This is a genomic window from uncultured Victivallis sp., from assembly GCF_944391105.1.
Lineage (GTDB): Bacteria > Verrucomicrobiota > Lentisphaeria > Victivallales > Victivallaceae > Victivallis.
The window spans coordinates 1-25254 of sequence record NZ_CALXSK010000024.1 but is presented as its reverse complement, the minus strand read 5'-3'; the positions used below and the strand labels follow the sequence as shown (position 1 = coordinate 25254).

The 25254-nt window shown below is 57.0% G+C and carries 22 protein-coding genes; 10 read left to right on the top strand and 12 right to left on the bottom strand.

The window, feature by feature from the left end:
* The first annotated feature begins 2 nt into the window (after positions 1 to 2).
* Complete coding sequence (locus Q0K10_RS08895) at positions 3 to 896, top strand: EamA family transporter (RefSeq protein WP_294506037.1); 894 nt, start codon at positions 3 to 5, stop codon at positions 894 to 896.
* Between the two features lie 17 nt (positions 897 to 913).
* Here the strand turns inward: Q0K10_RS08895 and Q0K10_RS08890 are convergent, their stop codons facing one another.
* Positions 914 to 1939, bottom strand: coding sequence for a LacI family DNA-binding transcriptional regulator (locus Q0K10_RS08890; protein WP_294506034.1), 1026 nt, complete (start codon positions 1937 to 1939; stop codon positions 914 to 916).
* A gap of 469 nt (positions 1940 to 2408) precedes the next feature.
* Between Q0K10_RS08890 and Q0K10_RS08885 the strand changes: the two genes are divergently transcribed.
* From Q0K10_RS08885 to Q0K10_RS08870, 4 genes are all read left to right on the top strand, one after another.
* Entirely contained in the window at positions 2409 to 3434 is a 1026-nt protein-coding gene (locus Q0K10_RS08885) for a prepilin-type N-terminal cleavage/methylation domain-containing protein (RefSeq protein ID WP_294506031.1), read from the top strand.
* A 23-nt stretch (positions 3435 to 3457) separates the two neighbouring features.
* Positions 3458 to 4936 carry an alpha-amylase family glycosyl hydrolase gene (locus Q0K10_RS08880; protein WP_294506028.1) on the top strand — a complete coding sequence of 493 codons (1479 nt, stop codon included), beginning with the start codon at positions 3458 to 3460 and terminating at the stop codon, positions 4934 to 4936.
* Positions 4937 to 5037: 101 nt separating this feature from the next.
* Positions 5038 to 5823, top strand: a complete 786-nt coding sequence (locus Q0K10_RS08875) for a hypothetical protein (RefSeq protein WP_294506026.1) — start codon at positions 5038 to 5040, stop codon at positions 5821 to 5823.
* 132 nt (positions 5824 to 5955) lie between these two features.
* Positions 5956 to 6807, top strand: coding sequence for a sugar phosphate isomerase/epimerase (locus Q0K10_RS08870; RefSeq protein ID WP_294506023.1), 852 nt, complete (start codon positions 5956 to 5958; stop codon positions 6805 to 6807).
* Positions 6808 to 6896: 89 nt separating this feature from the next.
* On the opposite strand, the gene trpS is transcribed toward Q0K10_RS08870, so the two are convergent.
* From trpS to lpxK, 4 genes are read right to left on the bottom strand one after another with little or no spacing between them, the layout of a single operon-like run.
* The gene (trpS, locus tag Q0K10_RS08865; RefSeq protein WP_294506021.1) at positions 6897 to 7862 is read right to left on the bottom strand and encodes a tryptophan--tRNA ligase; all 966 of its coding nucleotides are present in this window, start codon (positions 7860 to 7862) and stop codon (positions 6897 to 6899) included.
* A gap of 44 nt (positions 7863 to 7906) precedes the next feature.
* Positions 7907 to 8356: a hypothetical protein gene (locus tag Q0K10_RS08860; protein WP_294506019.1), complete on the bottom strand. Its 450-nt coding sequence runs from the start codon at positions 8354 to 8356 to the stop codon at positions 7907 to 7909.
* A gap of 42 nt (positions 8357 to 8398) precedes the next feature.
* Positions 8399 to 9553: a galactokinase gene (gene galK / locus Q0K10_RS08855; RefSeq protein WP_294506016.1), complete on the bottom strand. Its 1155-nt coding sequence runs from the start codon at positions 9551 to 9553 to the stop codon at positions 8399 to 8401.
* 25 nt (positions 9554 to 9578) lie between these two features.
* Positions 9579 to 10757, bottom strand: coding sequence for a tetraacyldisaccharide 4'-kinase (gene lpxK / locus Q0K10_RS08850; protein ID WP_294506014.1), 1179 nt, complete (start codon positions 10755 to 10757; stop codon positions 9579 to 9581).
* Positions 10758 to 10881: 124 nt separating this feature from the next.
* Between lpxK and Q0K10_RS08845 the strand changes: the two genes are divergently transcribed.
* Positions 10882 to 11637 carry an HD domain-containing protein gene (locus tag Q0K10_RS08845; protein WP_294506011.1) on the top strand — a complete coding sequence of 252 codons (756 nt, stop codon included), beginning with the start codon at positions 10882 to 10884 and terminating at the stop codon, positions 11635 to 11637.
* A gap of 8 nt (positions 11638 to 11645) precedes the next feature.
* On the opposite strand, the gene Q0K10_RS08840 is transcribed toward Q0K10_RS08845, so the two are convergent.
* Complete coding sequence (locus Q0K10_RS08840) at positions 11646 to 12266, bottom strand: MarC family protein (RefSeq protein ID WP_294506009.1); 621 nt, start codon at positions 12264 to 12266, stop codon at positions 11646 to 11648.
* 231 nt (positions 12267 to 12497) lie between these two features.
* On the opposite strand from Q0K10_RS08840, the gene panD reads away from it, so the two are divergent.
* The 3 genes from panD to Q0K10_RS08825 are packed head-to-tail and all read left to right on the top strand — an operon-like array spanning position 12498 to position 13349.
* A complete protein-coding gene (panD, locus tag Q0K10_RS08835; protein ID WP_294506007.1) occupies positions 12498 to 12866 on the top strand; it encodes an aspartate 1-decarboxylase in 369 nt (122 codons plus the stop codon).
* Positions 12867 to 12884: 18 nt separating this feature from the next.
* Positions 12885 to 13055: a hypothetical protein gene (locus Q0K10_RS08830; RefSeq protein ID WP_294506005.1), complete on the top strand. Its 171-nt coding sequence runs from the start codon at positions 12885 to 12887 to the stop codon at positions 13053 to 13055.
* Between the two features lie 45 nt (positions 13056 to 13100).
* Positions 13101 to 13349 (top strand): hypothetical protein, encoded by a 249-nt coding sequence (locus Q0K10_RS08825; RefSeq protein ID WP_294506003.1) that lies wholly within the window; start codon positions 13101 to 13103, stop codon positions 13347 to 13349.
* Between the two features lie 73 nt (positions 13350 to 13422).
* Here the strand turns inward: Q0K10_RS08825 and Q0K10_RS08820 are convergent, their stop codons facing one another.
* The 5 genes from Q0K10_RS08820 to Q0K10_RS08800 form a co-directional block, all read right to left on the bottom strand.
* Positions 13423 to 17529: a glycoside hydrolase family 2 protein gene (locus Q0K10_RS08820; RefSeq protein ID WP_294506002.1), complete on the bottom strand. Its 4107-nt coding sequence runs from the start codon at positions 17527 to 17529 to the stop codon at positions 13423 to 13425.
* Between the two features lie 57 nt (positions 17530 to 17586).
* Positions 17587 to 18318 (bottom strand): DUF1559 domain-containing protein, encoded by a 732-nt coding sequence (locus tag Q0K10_RS08815; protein ID WP_294506000.1) that lies wholly within the window; start codon positions 18316 to 18318, stop codon positions 17587 to 17589.
* 15 nt (positions 18319 to 18333) lie between these two features.
* Positions 18334 to 19464, bottom strand: a complete 1131-nt coding sequence (locus Q0K10_RS08810; RefSeq protein ID WP_294505998.1) for a LacI family DNA-binding transcriptional regulator — start codon at positions 19462 to 19464, stop codon at positions 18334 to 18336.
* A gap of 329 nt (positions 19465 to 19793) precedes the next feature.
* Entirely contained in the window at positions 19794 to 22193 is a 2400-nt protein-coding gene (locus tag Q0K10_RS08805) for a hypothetical protein (RefSeq protein WP_294505996.1), read from the bottom strand.
* Between the two features lie 18 nt (positions 22194 to 22211).
* A complete protein-coding gene (locus tag Q0K10_RS08800) occupies positions 22212 to 22931 on the bottom strand; it encodes a prepilin-type N-terminal cleavage/methylation domain-containing protein (RefSeq protein WP_294505995.1) in 720 nt (239 codons plus the stop codon).
* 176 nt (positions 22932 to 23107) lie between these two features.
* On the opposite strand from Q0K10_RS08800, the gene Q0K10_RS08795 reads away from it, so the two are divergent.
* On the top strand, positions 23108 to 24181 hold the full coding sequence (locus Q0K10_RS08795) for a substrate-binding domain-containing protein (protein ID WP_294505993.1): 1074 nt from the start codon (positions 23108 to 23110) through the stop codon (positions 24179 to 24181).
* 36 nt (positions 24182 to 24217) lie between these two features.
* Here Q0K10_RS08795 and Q0K10_RS08790 read toward each other — a convergent pair whose 3' ends face one another.
* A complete protein-coding gene (locus Q0K10_RS08790) occupies positions 24218 to 25174 on the bottom strand; it encodes an NAD(P)H-quinone oxidoreductase (RefSeq protein ID WP_294505991.1) in 957 nt (318 codons plus the stop codon).
* Positions 25175 to 25254 lie beyond the last annotated feature (80 nt).

The window sequence follows — 25254 nt, the reverse complement described above, 5'->3', positions numbered from 1 at the left end:
GAATGATGCAGACTTTGCCAGGCTGGTTCCCGCTGATTCTCCTCTCCGCGCTTGGGCTGGGGGTTTATGATCTCTGCAAAAAGCACGCCGTCCGGGAGAATCCGATCATGCCGGTGTTGTTCTTTGCGACGCTCTGCGGCAGCACATTTTTTGTTCTCGGAACCGTCGCCGCCGGAAAACTCAATGATGTATTTTTCTGCGGAACGCGCATCTGGCTGTTTGTTTTTGCGAAATCGCTGCTGGTGGCGGCGAGCTGGAGCTGTGTCTACTATGCGATGCGTGAATTGCCGATCTCGATCGCAGCGCCCATCCGCGCGACCGCGCCGCTCTGGACGTTCCTCGGCAGTTTGATCCTCTTCCGGGAGATTCCGACGATCTGGCAGGGCGTCGCGATGCTGGTGATCTTCGCGGGGTACTACCTCTTTTCCGTGATCGGGAAACACGAGGGAATCAATTTCCGGCAAAACCGGGGCGCACACATGATTGTGCTCGGGACGCTGCTCGGTTCGGTTTCGGCGCTCTACGACAAGTTCCTGCTCGGGACGCTCGCGATTCCGCGCGAGATGATGCAGTTCCACTTTTCGGTCGACCTTGTCGTGATTCTCGGCATCGCCTGGCTGCTGAACTGGAAATTCGGACACTCCACGCGCCCATTCCACTGGCGCTGGAGCATCCCGGCGACGGGGATTCTGCTGATCGTGGCGGACTGGCTCTACTTCTACGCTTTGAGTCTGCCGGATACGCAGGTCTCGATTCTCTCGCTGCTGCGCCGCTGCAGCTGCGTGGTGACTTTCACCGCGGGCTGCGCCTGTTTCCACGACCGGAACGTGAAGGTCAAGGCGGCGGCACTCGCCGCGATCCTCGCGGGCGTCGTGCTGCTCGCGCTCGCCAAATAAGGGTCCCGGTTCGGATGCTAGAGCAGGAATTCGGCTTCCAGCCCATGGCGACCGATCGTCTCGCCCTGGTTGATGGCTTTGAGCAGTAATTCCGCGGCAAGTTTACCACATTCACGCCGCGGTGCAACAATCGCATGATAATCCACGGGTGGCTTATCAAGCCGGATTCCATCGCAACCGATGACAGGAATTTTCAATCCGCGCCCGGAAAGGATCGCGTCGATTTCCGGCACCATGAGATCTGTTCCCACGATCAGAGCATCGGGGGTGGTGCGTTCCAGCAGTCGGAGAATTGCGGCTTCGCCTTCTCCGGGCCGGGGCCAGCATCCCTCCATCAGCTTGCGATCCAGTTTCATGAATCTTTGAACGGCAAAGATGTATGCGTTGAATTTTTGCAGCAGGGCAGGATTGATCCAGGCTTCGATGTGGCCGATGAATCCGATTTTTTGACATTTTCGCTGACGTGCGAGATAGTTTACCGCGTCATTGATTCCGCGAGAGAAGTCGAAGTACACCTGCGGCATATTCGGATCGTGAATCTCGTCGCCTGCGCAGACCATTGGGCGGCCAGAAGCTGCGATACGATCCAGCAGCCATTTTTCGCCGGGGCCGACAATTACCCGGCCGATCGCATCGGAGAGAGACATTGCGTTGAAGTTGAACTGGTGTGTTTCCGGATCTGCTTTGATGTGGTTCAGAATGATCCGACAGCCGAAAGTATTGAATACCTCGTGGGCCCCTTCCAGAACTTCGCTCCAGAACGGGTGGAGAAACGGCGCCGTGAATCCGGAGAAAATAATTTCGATCATCCTTATTCCATCCGGCGTTCCGCCCGGAATTGAGCGGATCACAGTACCGATGCGGCGGCGGCGCTCTACCAGGCCGGCCGTGGCAAGGCGGTTCAATGCCTTGTTCACAGTTTTGATGTTGACTCCAAACTCCTTTGCCAACTTCGCCGCGGGCGGCAGTATCTCTCCTGGACGACCACGCAGGATTCGGCACCTTAACTCTGTGAGCAGTCCCTCCTGACAAGAGGTGAACATGATGTTTCATCCTTTCTATGTTATTATTAATACCATACACAAATATATGGATATTTCAAATCATATATAAAAAACATATTTAATTTTCTCAATTTTAATAAATTCTCTTGACATTCAATTCTATTTGAAGTATAATTAAAACCAGAAATAAACCGTTATATATTACGGGATTTAATGTGGGTAATAATATTCAACGAAGGAGGTAAAGAGAATGAAAGTTAAATTTTCCATGATGTCTGGACTCTCCATAGGGGAAATTTTACATATCCGCAAGCGTTTCGTTTTTCTTGTTCCACAGTCAAGAGAGGAAAACGGGAGGATGAACGCGGCTGTCTCCCACGGTCCTGCAACGGTCAAGGCGGCATTTACATTGATCGAGCTTCTCGTGGTGAAAACTTGTCAAATATACCATTCTTTCCTTGTCTGCACCGGGCAGTCAAGAGAGGGGTTCGGGGGAGAGAAAGCGGCTATGGCAGCCGCGTCTCTCCCCGTACCGAACAACCATCAAACTCCCCATCGGCCAGTCATCGCCCCGCAACAAAGTCTCCGCTCGGCAAGCGGCGAAGTGGAGCAAAAACGCGAATGGGTCTTTCCGCAGAAAAGCGGGAAGAGCCGTTCGCGTTTTTGCGGCTCTTTCCCCTCGCGCCGGCCGACCGCAGCCGAGTCCGTGACCGCCCCGTACGCGGCACCGGCACCTTGCCGGACGCAGGGGGTGCGGGGGGCGGCGGAAACACCCCCTGCCTCCCACAGCCATGCAACGGTCAAAGCGGCGTTTACCTTGATAGAGCTCCTCGTAGTGATTGCAATCATCGCAATTTTGGCGTCGATGCTGCTTCCTGCGTTGAACCAGGCACGAGCCCGGGCGAAAGACATTCAGTGTACTTCAAATCTGAAGCAAATTGGAACTTACATGACGATGTATATTGATGAAAACAATGGTGTGATTCCGGCGGGGAATTGCAATATCAACGCGAACTGGAGCGGCAAGTGGCAGGATATGCTTATGAGTCTTTATTCGCCGAACACGCAGATCGAAAACAATGCCTATCTCCGGGCCGAGGGAAATTTGCGGATGCCGATCGGTCCGTTTGCCTGTCCTTCCTCTTTTGCCTATAACCTTGCGACGAGTACGCGGCATTACGGCATTAACGATCCACGAGCCGTCAATGACGGTCGGGGGTTCGCGTCAAACCGTGACGGTTCCTGTGACATGAAGATCGGTCGGATCCGGATCCCGAGTCGACGGGCAGCCCTATTCGATACCGATCAATGGGATTCCTCTCCGGATCCACAGGCCTGTAAACGCGACAGTTCCACCAAGGACGGTCTGGTTGTCTCGAATGCGAACGGAATCGGAGAGTATCGACATGGAGGAGGACACGCGATGAACTTCTGTTTTGCTGACGGCCATGTTGAACAGCGGACCAAGGAGAGCATTCCACAGGATTACACATCGGATGAAGGATATTTCTGGGGATCGGAAGCTCGAGACTGAAACCAAATACAGGGAGTGGTGTCATGCTGGTCAAAAAAATAGTGCTTGGGTGTGCGTTGCTGGCGGTGGCAGCGGGATTCTCCGCCGAAATCCCCATGGACAATTCCGCTCTGATTCCGGCCATTCGTCCCGATGCGGAAGTGAAACTCGAGACTGTGTCTCCGGGGACGACCGCAACACCGGACTGGGTCAAAAGCCTGATTATTGTTGAGGCCAATGTTCAAACCGCCTCAACTGATGGAACGTTTCGCGGCATGGAGAAAACGCTCGATCATCTTGCGGAGATGGGTGTGAACGGCATCTGGATCACGCCCATCAACGATGGAAATCATTACGGCAACTTCGGTATTCACACTCTGAATCCGAATTTGACCGGAGAAACGGAAATTTCAGAACAGTGGAAACGGGTGAAAGATTTCGTTGACGCGGCTCATCGGCGCAACATCCGGGTTTTCTTTGACGTCGTTTCGTGGGGCGTGACGGTTTTGTATGGCGGAGCTCCGCTTCTCCGAGAGAAGCCGGAGTGGTTTACCGGTCCCATCGAGCAATGGCACGGGCAGCGCTGGAACTGGAAAAACCCGGAACTGCGTGAGTGGTTCACATCCCGCCTGGTTGAGATGATTCTGGTGACTGGCGCCGACGGATTCCGTTGTGATTGTGCCCCGTTTTTTGCGGGATATGCTCCTTATGCGGAAGCGCGGAAGCGGTTGCTGGATTTCGGCCGTAAGGTTGTTTTTATTGCCGAGAGCGGCAGTTGTCGACAGGGAGTTTTCGATTTTGACCAGATCGCTTTCTGTCGGGACGGCGATCCGAGAGCGCCGCGCACGACCTGCACGGTTTTTCTCGAAAAAAACATTGTGGATCTTATTCGCAGCGGTGACGAACTTATCGCCCGCGATGCGGAGATTGCTCCCGGGGAACAGCGCTTTTACGCTTATCAGCTTACGAGTCATGACAGTGTGGAATTTGCCGCGCACGGCAGCCCGATTGCGTTCGGATATCAGGCGCTCTTTTCTCCATTCATTCCGCTTTGGTATCTGGGGGAGGAGTGGAACAATCCGCGTACCGTCACCAACCATTGGTCATGGTCCAACCCGGTACAATGGGATTTGCTTGAACAAAAGGAGAATCGCCGCTTTTTCGAAATCGTGAAAAAGATGATCCGCATCCGGCGGAGCTATCCGGATATCTTCGAGTATTTTCCGGCTGTTCTGCGCAAAGAGGCCAACATCTGCAAGGTGGAGACCGATCGTCCGGAGCTTCTGCAATCCTATGCACGGTATCGAAACGGACGTGCGGTTCTGATCGTGCCGAACAATGGGAAAAACGATGCAACGATTCGGATTTCACTTCCGTATGAGGCGGCAGGAATCGGGGCCGGAAACCTGGTTGTAACCGATCTGATGGCAGACCGGGAGTTCGCTTCCGGTCGTCCGGAGACTCTTCAGGTAACCATCCCGCCTGATATGCTCGGTATTTACCTGTTAGAGCCGGGAAAATGAGGAGAAAACTTGTCGCATTCGGTATGGCGGCCGCAGCCCTTTTTCTTTCGGGGTGCGCCGCGGTTCCGCGCAGCTGCCTGGTCGACAATGGTTGTTTTGCGTTGAAGTTGGATGATCCTTCCGTACCGGATCGTGCAGGAAAGTTCGGATGTCGTTTTTTACGGGCCGGCTGGATAGTTTCGCTGCGTCCTGCCGGCAGTACGGAAGAACTTTTCCATATTCGTTCTCTTTACGGATATCATCCGGCTTTTGGCTGTACTCAGGAGATTGTGCCGGAACTGGAGCTCTCTCCAAATCGGCAGTTGAAGCTCGGCGTAGGCATTATTGAACCGAATGCAGAGAACCGTTTTCGGGCAGTTCCAGTTGAACTTTTTCCCTGGGTGACGTGTGTAACCCGGACAGAGGATCGGGTCGTGATGGAGGCACGCCAGAATTCTGGATTTCATGCCGGTTACGCGTATGAACTTATCGTGAGGGTAACCGTTACTGACGGCTCCCCGGAAATCGTTATGTGGCAGAAAATACAGAATCTCGGTTTGCGCCCTATTCGCGGGCAGGTTTATCTTCATCCGTTTTTCAATGTTCACGAGTTGCAGAGTTGTTATTTTCGCCTGCCCGGAGGATTTGTCGGAAGGGTGTTTGACCTGCCGGAATCCACTTCCCACACATACACGGAGGGCGATTCCGCTCGAACGCTTTCCGCCGTGTTTCGAACCGATCTGCGGTATGTGGTGACCATCGGTTCCGATGAGTCCTTTGAGTTTGTTCAAATCTGGCACAACAGTCGGAACTGTTTTGCTCTCGAACCGTTTCTTCCTGTGGATGTTGCTCCCGGTATGGTACAGGAGTGGAATTGGCGGCTTTGCGTATATCCGGAAGAGAGCTGAATTTCAGAAAGAACCGTTGTAGACGGTCATTTCGAAGAGATTAAAAAGAATAATCTGGTGAAAAAAAGAATTATGAAATCAAACGACATTCCCGTATCCCATTTCCTCCGTACCAGGGGGATTCCGACTTCCATGCTTGGTCCTTTTTTCGAGCACTGCGCGAAAGATGGAGTTCGCCATCTGTCGTTGACCTCGGAAGAACTTGAGCTGTTACCACAGGACCCGGAGCGATGCAAAGCGCTGCAATGTGCTTCCCGTGCAAGCGGAATCCGTTTTTTGAATGCCCACGCCCCCTATGGCGAACAGTGGGATCTGAATTGTTCCGATCCGATACGACGCACCGTTCTCCCGGAGGAGCATAAGCGGAGATTTGAACTTTGTGCTTCGTTCGGGCTGGAAAGCATTACCATGCATATCGGAACCAACGACAGTGGTCGACCTCTTTTCGAATTACGCAGCCGGGTTCGGGAATCTCTTGCGGAACTTCTGCCGGAAGCCGAGACGTTCGGACTCATTATCGCCGTCGAGAATACGCTTTTCCCCACCGATACTCCGGAAGAACTTCTGGCGTTTCTTGCCGAGTTCGATCGACCTTCCCTGGGAATTTGTTTCGATTCCGGGCATGCGAATCTCATGGATGCATCTCCCGGAAAGCAACCGGGGATGATGGTGGAATGGATCCGGAGGCGTTGGGAAAACTCGGTCCATTTTCAGAACGATACGCTGTCCCGGTTGCTGCCGCATGTCGTCACCTGCCATCTTCACGACAACCACGGCTTCGATGATGAACATCTGCTTGCCGGAGAAGGGACCATTGATTGGTCGAGGCTTCTCCGGCGGCTCAGGACAGATGCTCCCCGGCTTCGTTCTTTCCAGAACGAAGCGAACATGTCAACATACGGGATTTCGCCGGGAGAGGCCGTCAACCGGTTTAAGAGGCTCATGTCCTTCGTCGCAGAAGAACTTGTCGGATCGCAGAGATAAGTCCCATTCCCTCTTAAGTGCGTCAAGGGAGTGGGACAAAACGGACAAAAAGTACTATCCAGGTTCAGTCCCATTCCCTTTAAAGTGCGTCAACGCAGGCCGACCGCCTCCCGGACTTTCGCCATGGTCACGGTGGCTTCGGCGCGCGCTCTTTCCGCCCCTTTGCGCAGGACTTCCCAGACGTAGTCGAGATTCTGTTCGAGTTCCGCGCGCCGTTTGCGCATCGGCTCGAAGTAGGCCCAGAGTTTGTCGAAGAGCGCGAGTTTCGCGTGGCCGTAGCCGTAGCCGCCGGCGCGGTACTTCGCTTTCATCTCCTCGAGCTCCTCCGGTGTGGCGACGAGTTTGTAGAGCGCGACGACGTTGCAGGTGTCGGGATCTTTCGGCTCCTCGAGCTGTTTGCAGTCGGTGACGACGTTCATGATCGCCTTCTTGATCTCCTTCTCCTTGCCGAAGATCGGAATCGTATTGTGATAGCTCTTGGACATCTTCTGCCCGTCGGTGCCGGGAACGATCGCGACCTCCTCCGGAATGAGCTCGTCCGGAATCGTGAACACTTCGCCGTACTGGTTGTTGAATTTGATCGCGATGTCGCGCGTGATTTCGAGATGCTGCTTCTGGTCCTTGCCGACCGGCACGAGGTTGCTCTGGTAGAGCAGGATGTCCGACGCCATCAGCACCGGGTAGGAGAAGAGACCGTTGTTCGGGGAGAATCCCTTCGCAATCTTGTCCTTGTAGCTGTGGGCGCGTTCGAGCAGCCCGACCGGCGTCACGTTGTTCAGAATCCAGGTCAGTTCGCACACCTCCGGAACGTCCGACTGCCGGAACAGCACGGTCGACTTCTCGGTGTTCACGCCGCATGCGAGAAAGTTCAGCGCCAGCTCAAGCACGTTTGCGCGCAGCTGCGCCGGTTCCGGCGAGGTCGTCAGCGAATGGTAGTCCGCCAGAAAGACGAACGTTTCGCCCTTCTCCTGAATGTTGATGATCTGGCGCATCGCGCCGAAATAGTTGCCGATATGCGGCGTGCCCGAAGGCTGAATCCCTGTTAAAATTCTCATTGGTTCACTCGCTTTTCAATCGTAAACGAATCCGGATCATCCGGTTAATATCTCCGCAGAAACCTGCCGACCAGCACGATCAGGCGATTCCACACATTCGGAATCGTCAGCAGCGTGACGGCGAACAGCAGATGGAGGACATACCACGCCGGTTCGGGCGGAAACGCCTGCGCCCATACGATTTCCGCAGGCGGAGGATCCATCAGGAACTGGATGATCCACGGGAAACTCCCCAGCGCCAGAATCGTCTGGTAGAGCCCGAACAGCCGGAAGAGAAACTCCGATACTTTCCGAGTCTCCTCCGTTTCAGGCCCTTTTCGCACTGTGAAAAAGCCGCAGACCGGAATCAGCAGCACCAGCAGCGCAAATGAAATCCAGCCGATGACTCTCCACTCTCCATCTCTCAGCCATGTCAAACTTCCCGGCAGTTGGAGGAGCAACAGAGGAATCGCAAATTTGAATACGATCGCATTGAAGTCAACGTTTTTCATCATGTGGTTCCTCCCGGGTTCCAGTGGTATTCCCTTGTTTCTGTATTACAGTTTCTGCGCGCTCGCTCCGTCGCCGATCGCGCAGATGATGTACTCGGCGTCGATGCCGGTACGTGCCTTGTACCCGGCGACGACCCGCTTCGCGTACTCTTCGGCGTCGTCGCTTTTGACGAGGTGAATCGTGATTCCGCCGAAGCCGCCGCCGGAGAGACGCGCGCCGAGGCCGCCCGGAATCGACTTCGCAAGTTCGACCAGATAATCGAGCTCCTCGGTGCTGTTCTCGAAATTCACGCGGCTCGACTCGTGCGACTCAAACCAGAGACGGCCGAATCCGACGACGTCGTTCTTCTCAAGCAGCCGGATCGCCTCCATGACCCGCGTGCACTCCCCGACCACGTGCAGCGCACGGCGGTACTCCCGCTCGGTCAGCACCGGTCTTGCGACTTCGAGCTGTTCGAGCGAGACGTCGCGCAGCGTCTTCACATCCGGGTACATTCCTGCGAGCTTGTGCGCGGCCGATTCACAATCCTGGCGGCGAACGTTGTACTCCGAGTCGACGAGGTTGTGTTTCGCCATCGAGTTGATGACCACGATCGAATATCCCGCCGGCAGCGCGACTGTGCGCAACACTTCGACCGTGCGGAAATCCGAGAGGATCATCGAATCCTTCTTGCCGAAGATCGAGCTGAACTGGTCGAGCAGCCCGCTCTTGAGCCCCATGTAGTTGTTTTCAACGCCCTGTCCGACCCGCGCCCAGTCCGCTTTCGAGAGCTCGATGCCGAACGCCTCCGCGAACGCGAATCCGGCCGAGGTCTCAAGCGCCGCCGAGCTCGACATGCCCGCCGAGAGCGGAACCGTGCTCTCCATGCCCGCGTCGAATGCGCCGACCTTGATGCCGCGGTTTTCGAGTTCGACGATCACGCCCTTGATGTAGTTGCTCCAGTCCTTCGGAATCGCGGTCGCGATGTTGTCGAGGTCGAACTCCCGTACGCTGTTGTCGCGGAAGTCCTTGATCCGGCAGTGTTTCCCGTCGACCGGGGCGAGCACGAACTTCGTGTTCTGCTCGACCGCGCAGGAGAGCACGAATCCCTGGTTGTAGTCGGTGTGGTTGCCGAGGATCTCGAGCCGCCCGGGCGCCTGCGCCGCGACGGTCGGTTTCTTCCCGTAGAACTTCTCGAATTTCTCAATCAGAGTCTGCATGATGAAATTTCCTGTTGGTTGTGGTTTATAGAAAACAAATTCTGGAAATGCACTGGTCGAAGCTCTCCTGCCCGCTCAGGATGTCGATCTCGATGCGCAGATAGTAGAGCGGCACGTCACAGCGGCCGATCTTCGGAATGCGCACGGCGTCCTTCTCGGTGGTCACGATGAAATCCGCGCCCGCCGCCTTCGCCTGGTTGATGAAGTCGATGATCTCCTGCTGCGTGTAGCGGTGGTGATCGGCGTAGTGATCCTTGAGCACGAGCTCCGCGCCGAGCTGGCGGAGGAAGTTTTCGAAACTCTCCGGCTTGGCGATGGCCGAGAGCGCCGCGACCTTCGCTCCGCGCAGTTTCTCGAGCGGCTCCTGCTGGTTGCCGGAAAACATCTTCACGAGGTGCTTCGGCTTGTGACAGCACTCGATGATCTCGGCCCGGCGCGTGTGGCGCCGCAGGAAGTTCTTCAGATGATTGATCTTGTGACTGCCGTCGGATTTCGTGAGAAAGATGTAGTCCGCCCTCCGGATGTTCTTGATCGGTTCACGCAGGATTCCGCGCGGGAGTGTGTTGCCGTTCCCGAACGGGTCGGTCGAGTCGACAAGTACGATGTTGATGTGCGGCTTGAGCATGAGGTACTGAAAGCCGTCGTCGAGGATGATGACGTCGCTCTGATACTGTTCGACCGCGTAGAGGCCTGATTTGACCCGGTCCTTGTCGACGAGCACCGCAACTTTGCTCAGATTCGAGGCGAGCATGAACGGCTCGTCCCCGGCGTAGTCCGATTCGAGCAGGAGATTGTGGCCGTCCGAGACGACCTTCGGCGGCAGCTCGATCTTCTGTGACCGGAACCGCTGCATGAGCCGGAAGAGGAACGACCGCTTCTTGCTGCGGTATCCGCGCGACAGAATCGCGACTTTGCGCCCCTTTTCGCTCAGGGTTCTGGCGAACACCTCGACCACCGGCGTTTTGCCCGTGCCGCCGCAGGAGAGGTTGCCGATGCTCACAACGAGGCAGCCCAGCGCATGATTCCGGATCACGCGCTTGTCGTACATCCAGATCCGGAACTGAATGGCCATGCGATAGAAACGCGAGGCGATGAAAAGAATGTCGATCATCACCCGATCGTACCACGCTTTCCGCCGCCCGTCCATGAGTTCGAGAAAATACTGCTCGAAATCCTCGCCCTTGAATTTGAAACGGGAATGCATCCGCTCTCCTGAAAAAAACAGTTATGCTCTATAAATTAATGCACAATTGCCCCGCATGCAAGCTGGCACTTCCACTTTCCTGAATTATATTAATGGGAATTCATCAGAAAGCGGGGAAAAGAAGATGTTGTCGAAGTTGGAACGGGAGTTTGCGACGTATGCACAGAGTTTTTATACCGGCGAAGAGGCGGTCGACCGCAATCTGCGGCTGAAACTCGCGCACAGCTTCCGGGTTCGCAACGAAATGCGCCGCCTCGCGGAGGCGGAGTCGTTCTCCCCGGAGGCGATGTGCGAAGCCCTGCGCACGGCGCTGCTGCACGACCTGAGCCGGTTCGAGCAGTTTCAGCGTTTTCAGACGTTCAACGATGCGGAGAGTTTCGACCACGGCGACCGGTCTGCCGAACTCGCCGCCTCCGGCGACTGGCTGGAGGGATTTGCTCCGGAGGCGCGCGACGCCATTCTGACCGCGATCCGCATTCACAACAAGCTCGCGGTTCCGCCGGGGCTGGCGGAGCGGACCGATCTTCTCGCCCGCGCAATCCGGGACGCCGACAAACTCGACATCATCCCGATCCTGCTCGGCTATCTGGAGGATCCGGAGAATGAGTCGATCGTCTTCGGGCTCTCCGAAAAGCCGGAACTCTCCGCGCTGGTGCTTGAGTCGATCCGGCGGGGGGAGTGCCCGCGCCATCGCGATATGCGGACCGTCTGCGACTTCGTGGCGTCGAAGTTCCTGTGGGTGAACGATCTGAATTTCAACTGGAGCCGGGAAGAATTCCTGCGCCGCGGCTATCTCGACCGGATCATGGCGCATCTTCCTCAGACTCCAGTGTTCCGGCAGCTCCATGACGATGCGCGCCGCCGCCTCACCTCCGCCTGAAACGTGCGTCAGAAACAGCCGGTCGACTTCAGCCACTCCGCCCCTCCGGCGAGGATCATCTGCACCGCCACCGCTGAGACGATCAGGCCTGTAATCCGGATCAGCGGACCGACAAGATGCAGAAATCGCAGCACTCTCCCGAGCGGCAGCGAGAAGAGCATCAAAACAAAATTCACCGTCAGCGCCAGCACAAGCGCGGTCAGGCAGGGGATGTGTCCATACTCCGCCGCGAACGAAATCGCCACCGTGATCGTGCCGGGTCCGGCGATCAGCGGCGCGGCCAATGGCACGATCGAAAGTTCGTTGAAATCCTCGCGCAGATCATGGTCCCGCTTCTGGAAGAAACGTCCCTGCTGAATCGCCGTCCATCCGACGAAGAAAAGCACGAATCCCCCCGTGATCTTCAACGAATACATGTCGATCCGGAAGATCTCCTTGAGCACAAACTGCCCGATGATCGCGAAAGCCGCGAGGATTCCGAGCGCCGCCAGCGAGGATTTCCAGGAGAGTTCGAACACCTGTTTTGAATTCAGCGGCGGCTCGTAGGTCGACAAAAACAGCACCTTGCTCGCGGGGTTCAGCAAAGCGAGAAGATAAAGTGTGTTTTCAAAAATTTTCGTCCACTCCATTGCGCATTCCTCCTCACAGACAAAGTGCCGTTTTTTTGGGCGATTTGATTTGACAACTTCGGGATTCCATGCTTAATTTACCTCCGGAATGGATTTTTTTCGACGGTTTTGTTCGGAGAAGTTGTGTAAAAAACCGGAAATAATCGGTTTTCAGGGTGATTATTTCCGGAAATGTGGTATATTAATAACCGGGTGACGATGGATGAGAAATAAAAAACCCGGTTATTGATTATGCAGAAATTGATGTTGAGCGGCAAAATTCACTTTGCCCGGGTGACGGCCTGTGAACTCGATTACGAGGGGAGTCTCGAAATCGATCCGGAGTATCTGGCCGAAGCGGGCATCCTGCCGTACGAGAAAATTTTAGTGGTGAACCGCACGAACGGGTCGCGTCTGGAGACCTACGCGATTCCGGGCGTCCCGGGGGAACGGGCGTTCTGCCTGAACGGGCCGGCGGCGCATCATGGCAAGGTCGGCGACGTGATCACGGTCATGGCCTTCTCGCTCATGTCGGAGGAGGAGGCGCGGGAGATCGATCCCCCCGTGATCGTGCTGAACGAAAAGAACGACATCATCATGCGCAAAGGGGTGCGCAGATAAACGTTTCGGAGGTGTCCGATGCGGCTGCGGCGGGGACGGCAGACGAGGCAGACGGGGCAGGTGGTTCTGGAATATGTCATCATGCTCGTGCTGTTGACGTTCCTGTCGTTGTCGCTGCTGGCGCTCGTCGGGGCGTTTTCGAATCAGGGCAGCCGGATGATCGAGCTTGTGAGCGCCGATTTTCCGTAACAGAAGTTGAGTGTGCAATCGTCCACAACCAGAGGGAGGCGGGCAATGAATATCATTCGCGGCAGGCGGCGCAGACAGCGCGGACAGGCGGTTCTCGAGTATGTGATTCTGATCGTCGTGGTGGCGCTGGCGGCACTTTTTGTACTGGCCAACTTCAGCGACCGGCTTCGCAGCATGGTGACGGGGGTGACGGTTACGCTCGGCGGTCAGGAAGACGACTCGATGAGCAAGTCGAGCATCGAAATCGTCCAGGAGCTCGACCAGACCGGCGCCGACTACGGCACCAACAACTGACAGCTCCACCGGAAAAAAAGCCGCGCATTCCCCTTGCGGGAGTGCGCGGTTTCTGTGTGTCCGATCGACCGTCTTATTCGAGTTTCGCCCCCTCGACGGTGAACTCCTGAGCCGGGCGTGCGGTCGAGCCGCGGTAGAAGAAGAAGAGTTCGTTACGCAGTTGATCGGGAGCGATCCGCCCGGACTTTTTGAGCTCCCGGCCGAGCCGCAGCCGCCAGGTGTGCAGCTCGCCGTCGCCGGACAGCTCGATGCGGCCGCTGTAACGCCCCCGCCACTCTTTCTCGGGCAGAACGACTTCGACCTCCCCGTCCCAGCGGCTCCGGACTTGCAGAACAAGCGTATCGTAGGGGCCGGACATCGCCTTTTCGGAGAAGACGAAGAAAGCGGCGGGGACCTCTCCCGGCGGCGATGAACGGAATTTGATGTTCCATCCATCGCGCAGTTTTTGTACTTTTCCGGGAATCTTCGAGCCGCTCTCTTTCGCGGGACTGCATTTCACAAAATCGCGTCCGGTGATATCGACCGGAGACGGATGCGCAGTTTCGCCCGTGACGGCGATCAGCGCCGGAAACGCCGTATTGGCGGGCAGCCAGTCGATGTGATTCTGTTCCCGATAGAGCGGAGAGAGAAAGTCGATCGACGCGATCACCGCATCCGGATGCGGATTCTCCCACTCCATGACATAGGCTCCGATATTATTCCCGGCGGCGTTCTTGCGCATGACGCCGACCCTGGCCTCGGCCAGAGGAGCGGGATTCCACCAGTCGCCGATGTTCCGATTGCCGACGAGAGGCAGTTCAACCGAGCTGCCGTCGGCGTAATTGATCCGGTAACGTCCGGCGTCGGCCGCGCCTCCCCAGGCGGCGGTGTGCAGGAAAAAGAGCCGTGAAAATTTGCCGTTCACTTTGATCCCCTTGATCGCATGCGGGAAATCCGGGCGCGCCGATCCGGCCGTGATGAGACATCCTTTCCCGTTGTTCTTCGCGGGGTCGACGATCCGGAACAGGATTCCGGCGGCCGTCACGTTTCCCGTCGGCATCGTGCGGAAATCGTTCCTGCCCTGATCGAACCATCCCCCTTTGCCGTCGTTCTCAATCTCGTCGGCGAACCCGCGGTTCGCGTACGGCGCCAGGTCGATCGGCACGAGCCGCGCGGTGCTGGCGGAAAATCCCTCCGGGACGACCAGCGGCCGCGTCTGTTTCCGGAATTCCGCGGTTCCGGCGGCGTAACGGAAGAGGTTGCGCAGGTAACGGGCGGCGGAACTGTCGCGCTGTGCCGCGGCGAACGCATTCAGCTGAGAGGCGATCAGACGCCCTTTGCCGACTGTGCCTTCGAGCAGCGCCATGCCGACGTTCCGGCTGCCGAGATTCGGCCCCTTGGCGGCGAGCGCATTTTCGGTGAACGGCAGGAAACAACTCGAAACGACATAGCCGAAATCCGGATTGTTCCAGGTGTCGAAATTCCGGGCGGAAAGCCCTTCGAAAACCGGATGGGTCAGAATCACCGGGTCGCAGAAGCTCTTCTCGTCGGTGAACAGCTGCAGCCCCAGCGGCAACTCGCTCGACAGGTTCTTCTGCTCGAGAAGGAGCACGACCCCGCCCGCATTCAGGAACGCCGAAAGGTACGGATCGTTCCTGAGTGCGAGACGCTGCGGCGTCTCGGTTTCCGGCGGGATGACGAGGGTTGCCGGGGCCTTCAGCGTTTTAAGGTCGCGCACGACGGTGTACGGCATGCCGAACGCCTTCAGCTGCTCCGCGAGCCGGGCAACGTTTTTCGGCGCGCCGGTGTCATAAACCAGCACGGGGCGGACCGCTTCGATCTTTTCGCTCCTCAATGCCGGAGTGTCGATATAGAGATCGTAATAGTTGCGGGCCAGCTCTTTGCCGTTGTCGAGCAATGTGAGCCGGAGCTGGTAAAAGCCGGTTCCGGTTTCAGGCATGGTCAGTTGGACTTCGCGTTTCGCGTTCCGCTGGGCCGGGAGCTCTCCGGCCGGAAGCGAGGCGACCGGAACGGTTTTGCCGTCGGGCCCGGCGAGGGCGACCTCAAGGGTCAGGCTGCGGTATGCGCGGTTCGAATTGTTGACGATCTCCATCGTCCACTTCCGGCTTTCTCCCGCGAACAGATTGCGCGGCGGCAGATCGATCTCATTGTGCAGCGTCGGCAGAACCGGCTGGTTCCAGAGCGTTGCGGTCTTGAGCGTCGGGTCGCTGAACCACGGCGCAAAACCGATGAAGCGGCGATCGAGCCGGTAGAGCTCGAAGATGCGCCGTCCGTAGCGCGACTTCGGGACATCCGACCGCACGGCTGGGTCGACCGCTTCGGCGAGGCTCATGCAGCCGGTGAAGCCGATTCCGCACGGCTGACCCCAATTGTATTCTCGGTTCACATACTTCATATATTCATCGATGTCGTTGCGCTTGAAATTCGCATTCTTGTTCGAAGCGTCGTGGAAGCCCCACGAGAAACCGACGTTTTCCCAGGCGATCAGCGGTTTTTCGAGCCGGCCGTTTTTGCCGCCGAAGATTTCGAGCAGTCCCTTATAGATGAAATCAGCCTCCTTGTCGCGCTCGGTCCACGGGCGCGAAAGGGCGACATAGGTGTGCAGGTCGCAGACGTCGGTATCGAGCTTCGTCCGGCCGTAGGAGCCCCAGCCGGCCTGTCCGGAAAATGTGCTGATCGGCCGCTTCTGGCGGTCCATGGCGCGGACGGTTTCGACCTGAAGATCCATCTGCCGCGCGATTTCGGGCCGGTTCGAGTGGACGACCTCGTTGCCGAGCGACCACATGGCGACCGACGGATGGTTGTAAGTCGCCTCCACGAATTCCCGCAGCTCCGGAATGTTGTGCTTTTCGAATTCCGGAACGTCGAGGTGGGTCGTGAAGCTCCAGGCCCACTCGTTGAAGATCATCATGCCGCACTCGTCGGCGATCTCAAGCGCGACCGGGACGATCGGCATATGCGCGGTGCGCAAAATGACGTAACCGAGATTGCGGCAGCCGAGAATGAAATCGGTCAGCGATTTCTCCTCCGCCTCGGCGGTGCGGTTGAAGCCGCCGTAGTTGCAGGAGGGGATGTTCTCGCCGAAAAGATAGATCTCCTCGCCGTTCAGATAGAACCTGCCGTTCTTCGTATGGAATTCGCGGTAACCGAAGCGGGCGCTCGCGGCGGAAACGGCCTCCCCTTTCCCGCCATGCAGCGCGAGCGTCAGAAAATAGAGGTACGGGCGCTCCACCGACCACTTCTGCGGGTTGTTGAGTTTCAAGGCGATACGCCCGGTATTGACGCCGGGTTTCAGGGAGAGGCGTCCGGAGACGCTCCCGGCGACGGCGTTGGCGGACTCTTTCATCGCATCGGTGACGATGCCGTCGAGAGTGCCGGCCCAGGCCTTTCCGGTGTGGTTGATGATCGTGTAATCGGCCTCGATGCCGCCCATCGCGAGACTGGGAGTGATGAAGATCTTCGCGATCCGCAGCTCGGGCTCGAGCGAGAGCGTGACATTCTGCCAGATGCCGCCCTTGATGTTGCCGATCCACCACTGGGCACCGTAAGCGTGCGTCGCTTTCGTCTTTTTCCCGAAAGCGGGGCCGAAGTCGGAGAAGACGCGGAGCGCGAGAACATTCCGGCCCGGCTTCGCGGCATCGGTCGCGTCGATTTCGAACGGCGTGAAATCGCCGTGGTGGCTGCCGATCTCCTTCCCGTTCAGGAACACCTTCGCATCGTAGCCGACGCAGTCGAATTTCAGGATGACCCGGCGGTTCTCAAGTTCGGCGGGAGTCAGCTCGAATTCGGTGCGGTAGAGGCCCTTCGTATACGGCTCGGACTCCTTGCGGGCCTGCGGATACTTCACAAACCAGTCGAGCGGAACCCTGATCGTGCTCCAGCCGGAGGCGTCGAATTCCGGCTTCATGAAGCCGGTGTTCAGATCGGCGTCCGCCGGGAACGGCGTCGCGGAGTTGGTCACGCCGGAGAAACGCCACTCGCCGTTCAGGGAACGGCTGCGGACGAAATCGGCCGGCCTGACGGTCTCGCCGCCGAGCTTGAATTCGATTTGATCGGGCTTGACGGTTTCGGCCCGCCTGAAGTCATGCGGCGGGGGAAGATACGGAGCGATGTCCGCACGGACCGGGCCGCAGAGTACGGCGATTCCCGCGAGAGCGGGCAGGATCTGTCTGATATTCATGGATACTCCCTGCAAGTTATGAGTGAAACGGCCGGAAAGCTGCGCGGCGGAGCCGCTTCAGTCCAGTTTGCCCCAGTAGAGTCTGTCACAGTCGGTCCCATTGATGATGCCGGAATTCTTGTGCATCGGAGCGACGTGGCCATCGAGCCAGACGATGTTGGCGGTCATGTTGTGACGGAAATCGAGCGTCGGCCACCAGTCTACGAATCCCATACTCCCGCAGACAAGGAGCGCGCTCCAGTTCTCGGGTTTGGCGTTGTAGTCGTAATCCTTCATGCAGTTGAGCTGGTTGTCGGCGAGAAACACGACAGAGGAGGCCTTGCTGAATCTGCCGTACTTGACGTATTTGTTGTTGTTGTCGGCACCGACCGCGGCGTGTGCCGTGGCTTTGATGCTCAAAAACCAGCTGTTGTGGCCGTAGCCGAACCGGGTCGGCATGGACGGGCAGATTGCGACCTTGAGTTCATTCATATCCTCGAATGTATCTTCGCCCAGTCTGGGCTGCCTGCCGTTGATGTAGGGAGCGAGCAGCGCGGTCCAGTAATTCGGCTTCTTCCATCTGGGGGTGTCGCCCTGGTCGGCCGGGGCGATTGACGGGACGATCGTATCGTTGTAGTCCGAAGCGTAAAGCATTCCGGCCTGTCCCAACTGCTTCAGGTTGTTCATGCAGCTCGCATTGCGGGCCCGTTCGCGCGCCTGGTTCAGCGCGGGCAGCAGCATGGCGGCGAGAATGGCGATGATCGCAATGACGACCAGCAGTTCGATCAGGGTGAAAGTGTGTTTTCTCATGATCCGTTCCTTTCTTTATGATTCGGATGTTCGGGCACAATACGGTCTTTGAAGCGGTTGCGGGACGGAGGATTCCGTCACGCTCCCGCGCTGTTTTTCTCCGATGCGTTCGGGGGTCGGTACGTCAGCGGCATTCCGGGTGGTCTGGCCGAAAAAAAAAGAAAATGGAATCTCCGCCTGAAGCCTGCGGTCGGGCGATTCGATCAGCTTCTGCAGGTTCTTCACGGCCGTGCGGCCGATCTCATAATCGTCCACCACGACGGTGGACACCCAGCTTTTCCTGCTCTGATAACTGTAACAGGAGACGATTTCGATCTCATCCGGGACCCTGATCCCGGCTTCCGCCAGCCGCCCGTACGCCTCAACTCCCATGGAGTAGTTGTAGGCGAGCACCGCAGTGGGAGCTCCCGGCCGCCGGAACAGCGGCACGGCGATCTCATCGCCGGAACTCCGGATGTCCTGCACGTCGATCGTGATGCCGGGCCTCTCCCGCAGGAAATCCGCGATTCCCGCATCCATCTGCCGCTCGAGAAACGCATTGTGCGTCTCATGCAGCTGCAGGATGCGGCGGTGTCCGTGCGACGCGAGAAGCTCCAGCGCCTTGCGGGTTCCGGCCCGGGTCGCGTTGATGGTGTAGTTGTACTGTTCAAGCGGTCCCGGAACGGTGACGGCGAACATGATCGGCAGCCCGGCCTCGACCGGCTCCTGCCAGAAAGTTTCGCTCGGCTGGGCGCCCCACACCAGCAGCCCGTCGATGTTCTGCGACTGGATGAGCGACATGTATTCGCGGTCGTCCATGAAACGCTTGTCGTTGAAGATCAGCAGCAGCCGGAAGTCGCTGTTTTCGATGCCGGCCTCAACGCCGCTGATCAGTCGGGTCAGGTGGCCGTCCTCGAAGATGTGCATGTTCATCCGGGTATGCGACGGCACGAGAAGCCCGATGATTCCGGCGCGATGGGTGAAGACCCGGCGCGCATTCGCGTTCGGCACATAGTTCAGCTGCTCGGCGCAGACAAGGACGCGCTTGCGGACCTCGGCAGGAATCGTCCGCGCCTTCTCCCGGTTGTTCAGTACACGCGAGACGGTGCTGATCGACACTCCCGCCAGCTGCGAAACGTCTCGAATCGTACTTTTTCTGGCTATCATAATCTCTCTTTCACTCGTTTCGGAAACTTGTTTCCTGATATATTATACCAAAAATCAAATCCAATGTCAAGAGGCGGATTCAAAAAAAACAAAATAAAGTCACATCGCAGGAAACAGGTTTCCTCAATGAGATATCCGGAGGAACGAAAAACCCGGAACCGGCTTGTTTCCCGCCGCTGCGACAGAAACGAGCCGACCTCATCCATTTGTATCGACGAAAAAGAACGCGCTTCCCGCAGCAGGAGAAGCGCGTATTTCGATAAGATTCATGGCTTTTCCCCGGAGAGCCCTGTAAACTCCGGGAAATCCTGATCGCCTCTGGAAACGGTTTATTTGAGGAATAAAATCCGCATGTTCCGGACCCAGTAAGTGGCGTCGCCATCGGTATTCATCCCGAGCCGGATCATCCTGATGTCGGCCGGATCGACTGCCTCCAGCGGAACGATGACCTCCTTCCAGTCGGCGGTCGGAGGAGAATACGGCAGATAAACGGTTCCGGCATTTCCCTCCTTTTCCACATGCGGAACGACCATCAACAGAGACTGGCTGATTTTCACGTCAGGGTCAGCCTTGATCTCAAACGCGATGGCGTACGCTCCGGCAAGGGACTCTTCCGGCAATTTCAGGAGATATTCCGGATAGATCCAGTAGTCCGTTTTATGGGGGAAACGGGTTTCGAACCGGACCGCTCCCTCCTTCTTGTCGCGCGTGATTTTCATGGGAGCCGAAGCGTTGGCTCGCCAGTAACTCGGATCTCCCGTCTGCGGCATCAAGCGGGTCATGGCTGTGTCAATGATTTTTTTGAATGAGCGAACCGGCAGTGTCAGACGGCTGATTGCTCTGTCCTCGAATGTTCCGGAGAAAACAAGATCAACTCCGCTTGCCCCTTCCGGAATCCGGGGGGTAATTGCAATCGGCAGTTCACATTTTCCAAATGCGGGAATACGGACCCTCTGTTCCAGACCTGAGACCTCACCGCCTGTGAGCGTGAGAATTCCGCTCTTTTCACGGTCGGAAAGATTGAAGGCCACCAGTGTCAAGCGGGCAGGGGTGGTTTTGAGGTCTACGGAACTGCCTCCGGCCGCAACAGTGAAATCATCCGAGAGACGCACCTGAAGCACGATGTTTTTGTCACCGACTTCCGGGCCCGGCTGGATTTTCCTGTCCGGTACCGGAATGGTCGGTTCGATTCCCTTCAGCCCGGAGAGATAGACCGGATATCGTTTTGCCGTCAGTTCGAGTTTCCTCTGCGTTTTCCGGATTTCCATCGGTGTTCCGAAAATGTCGCACTGAGAAAGCGTTTCCCCGCCGGTGACGGGCAGAGTGAAGTCGCGCGATTCTCCAGTGGATTTTCCGTCATCCACTTCCGAGAGGCTCCAGTAAACGAGCGTTCTGCCGCCATCCGGCTGCTCGAACAGAAAGGCCCGGATCCCGGATCCGGCGGAATATTCCCCGAGAAACCGGGCGGCCGAAAGTTGCGCGGTCAGGTTTGCGAATGCTGCATATCCCGGTTTGGCCGTCCAATCGCGTCGCAGCAGCCCCCAGTCCTTCGAGCCTTCGCGTTCCTCATAAGGGGGCAGAACAAAGAAAAAGTTGCGTGCAACCCCGGCGGCCAGCAGTGCCAGATTGGTTTTCGGAATAAACTCCGCAATGAGCAGTTCCTGCCTCGGAGAATGGGCTCGAAAGCCGGGAACGGAACTGGCAGCTTCACTCACGCCTTCGATGTTCGTCCCGTTTTCCGTGACCCAGATCGGTTTCACACTGTTATATTTTTCCAGTATGCTGCGGACACCGCCTATGACCGACGGATATTCCGAAATCCCTTTGTAAACGTGGATGTTATAGATATCGAAATAGGCTCCGGCATCATTCTGCAAAACAACTTCGCTGCTTGGAATCGGAGGCACGTGCGCGAGACCTCCGGGTAAAACCGGCAATTCCGGATCAGCGGCCTTGACTCCGCAGTAAAACGCCTTCAAGCCGGAAGCGTAATCCCAGGCCGGCAGCAGTGCCGCGTCCTGTTCATTCCAGAATTCCCACGCATGAACCTGTCCTTTGAATTTTGTCGCAGCGGCTTTCCCGAACCGGTAGAGGGCAAGCAGGTCGTTCGGCAGTCTCTCTCCAGCGGTCCGGCTCCATGCCGGAGCGTCATGAAATACATTGCAGATTCTGACGCCGCGTTTTGCCTGCTCGGAAATGCTGATGTCATAGCTCCACCAGTTGAAGTTGCCGATCTTCCCGTCTGCACTTCGAGGATCTTTTCCCACCGAGGCCCAGCTCAGGCGCTCCCGGGCCATTGACGTTCCGGTGCGCCGCATGAGTTCTGCCGTGAGCGGGTATCCTTTTACGCCCCCTCCGTGCCAGCTCTGAGCCGAATCGAGCGCAAACGGGCTCTCTCCGGATGGTTTTCGTTCGGCCGGATCCACGGTTACAACGAAACTGCATTCCCGGTTTTTCTCTCCTGTGGATAGAACGTAATAGCCCGGCGGAAGCGGCGCAAGCTCCAGATGACCTTCTCCGCTCCATTCTCCGGCAGTTACAATCCTCCCCCGAAAATTCCTGACTTCGTACCGGAGAGGAGCCGGAGGTCTCTGATTCAGCTGAAAGCGGAGAGGCTCACGGTTGGTGAAAACGGTTCCCGGCGCTTCTGCCGTGATGGTTGCCGCATTGGTTTCAACAATCAACGCGGAAATTGCGATTATGAAAATAAGCCATCTGTTGATCTGCATTGTCGTGTCCTGTTCCTCTTAAAGTGATGAAAACCAGCACCGGCGTCCGTCGATGGAAAACCAGGTGAAATGATCCTTCCGCAAATCCGTCAGGGTGTTGCTTCCAACATGCCCGTCGACGTAAGCCATGTTGCAGCGGGAGTTGTGGGTCAAGGACACGTGCCCCACGGTTCCGGGGGATTCGCAGGCGACAAAATCCCAGGTGGAATACAGCGGGTTCTCCTTTCCGCTGTCAGCAATCATGCCAATCTGAGAGAGCCGCTTCATCTTGCGTATCGAGTAGAAGCAGCTGTCGCCGGCGATGTCTTTTACGCAGAAATCTCCACGATCCGTTCCCGGCGCAGCCCAGCGCGGGGTCCAGCTGGAGTAATGTCCGTTCTGAAAGTTGTCATCATTCCGGTAAAAGCCGTAACTGTAAAACCACCAGCTCGACTCCTCCAGACCGGCTTTGCGGCTGGGACAGACGAAATTCTTCTTCTGCGCAAACTTTTCCTGCAGCACCAGAAAATACGCCCACGGCATGGTCTGGCTCCCGTAACTCATATGACTGAACATCCAGTCGTTGTACTGATCCGCATAAAGCTGCATAGCCAGTATGCATTGCCGAAGTTGTCCCCGGCAATTGGCATCGTATCCTCTTTCCCGTGCCTGTTGCAGTGCCGGCAACAGCATCGCAGCAAGAATTGTGATGATCGCAATTACAACAAGAAGCTCGATTAATGTAAATTTTCTGTGCATAACGAACCCTTTCCTGATATTTGCCCGCAGCCGTTTTCTTGCGCTGTACTGTAATTATACCATATGTGACCAGATGGAGCAATCCCTGGTTACATAAATCTTTTTTTCTGTCCGGCTCCGAGTTGACAGATCCCCGTTGTCGGATTATCTTATGTTGTTCGAGAGAGGGGGAAGTCATGCGTGAAAAGATTGAGATTCAGGCGAAACGGCTTTGCGGAAAATTGATCCCGCTTCTGGAAAACATGCCGGAGGATTCGCTGTTCCCCTCCACGAGACGGATCCAGGAGGAGTATTCGGTCAATCGCCGGGTGGTGTTTGCCGCGCTGCATCGTTTGGAGAAGGAAAATCTGATCCGGATTGTTCCCCGGGGGGGTGTGTACAGTACCGGAACTTTATGCCGCAGCCGGGGAGCACTGGTTCATCTCTGCCTTCCGGAGTATCCGTCCAAGTGGCTTTCCGCTTTTATTCAGGGGATGGAGGATTTTTCCCGTCGGCGGGGGGGAGTGCATTTTCAGAAACGGATGTATCATTATGAGACAAATTCCATCATCAGCGCGTTGAAGGCCGATTGTGATGCCGCCGCCATTTTGGCGCCTTCGAGAAATATCACCAGGGAAGAGTTTCGCGGCCTTCTGGATTATTCACGTCCATTGCTCTTCATTTCCAAAAATTTTGAGTCACTCCCGCTGAGTTCGATCGTCATGAATGACCATATGTGCGGAGTGTATGCCGCGGAATATCTGTTGAACAGGGGGCATCGCCGGTTCGGCGTATTGATTTGCGAACCGTGCCTGAACGGGATTGCCATGATTGCCGACTCCTTCGTTCACGTCGTTGAAAATGCCGGGGCTTCCTGTGTTATAATCGACAGCCGGATGGAGTGTGGCGAATTTTCTCCGCAGATGGCGTTCGAGACGTTGCTTCCCCATTTGGATCGGCCGAAACTGGAATTCACGGCGCTTTTCGTCATCAATGACACGGCGGCTCCGGGCGTGCTGCGTGCGTGCCGGGAAACCAACTGGTCGATCCCGGAGGATCTGAGTCTGCTGTGCAGCGGGGAACTCCCGGACGACGCGGAGTTTCCGACTCCGCTGACCACCGTGGGCATCAGCAGCACGGAAATGGCGGCGGCAGTCTCGGAAACTTTGCTCGACATGATCGAGAATCCCAACCGGGTTTTCCACGTCAATCTGACGCCGAGGCTCTATGAACGTAATTCGGTTCAGCCTCCGGCTCTCACTTGCACTTAGTCGCCGCGGCAGTGAGAGCCGGGACGGAACGGAACCTCACTCCACGGTGAGGACGACTTTCCCGATGTTTTCCCCATCGCGCAGGATCCGGTGCGCCTCCTCGACCTGCGAGATCGGCAGAACCTTGTGCAGAATCGATTTCACGCGGCCCGCCGAAAATTCCGGCCAGAGCGTCCGTTCGAGTTCCCCCAGAATCCGCGCCTTCTCTTCCGACGAACGGCTCCGCAGCGTGCTGCCGATGAGCCGGACTCCGCGTTTGAAGAAGAGATCCATGTCGATCTGCGTCAGCTTTCCTCCGAGTGTCGCCAGCACGATCCAGCGGCCGCCGCGCGCCATCTTGACCACGCACTCGCCCAGTCCCGGTCCCGCCACGCAGTCGAGCGCGATGTCCGGCGGATTCGCTTCGAGCACCGCGGGGAGCGACTCCTTCCGGCGGTTCACGATCCAGTCCGCTCCGAGTTTGCGGACGAATTCCCCTTTCTCATCGCTGCCGACGGTCGTGATGACTTTCGCTCCACACCGTTTTGCAAGCTGAATCGCCGCAAGTCCGAGTCCGCTCGCTCCGGCCTGGATGAACACCGTATCCCCCGACTTCATCTCCGCAATCAGTGTGAGATTCAGGAACGCTGTCGCAAACACTTCCGGAATTCCGGCCGCCTCTTCCAGGGAAACATGTTCCGGCACCGGCAGAACCATGTCCTGCGGAACCGCGACCTTCTCCGCATAGCCGCCGCCGCCGAGCAGCGCGCAGACCCGTTCCCCTTTTTTCCAGCGGGAGACCGCCGGCGCCGATTCGATCACACCGGCGACTTCGAGCCCCGGCCACTCCGGCCATCCCGGGGGCGGCGGGTAGTTCCCGTCCCGCTGCAGCAGATCCGCCCGGTTCAGCGCCGCCGCGTGAATGCGGATCACCACATCGTTCGCACCCGGAACCGGATCGGCAACTTCGCTCCAGACAAATTCCCGCTTCTCATTCAAAACCATCGCATGCATTCATTCATCTCCTATGATAAAATTCCACTTCGATGCCGGGAAAAACTCAATTTTTTACGAGTTTGAATTGAGTAAAATCC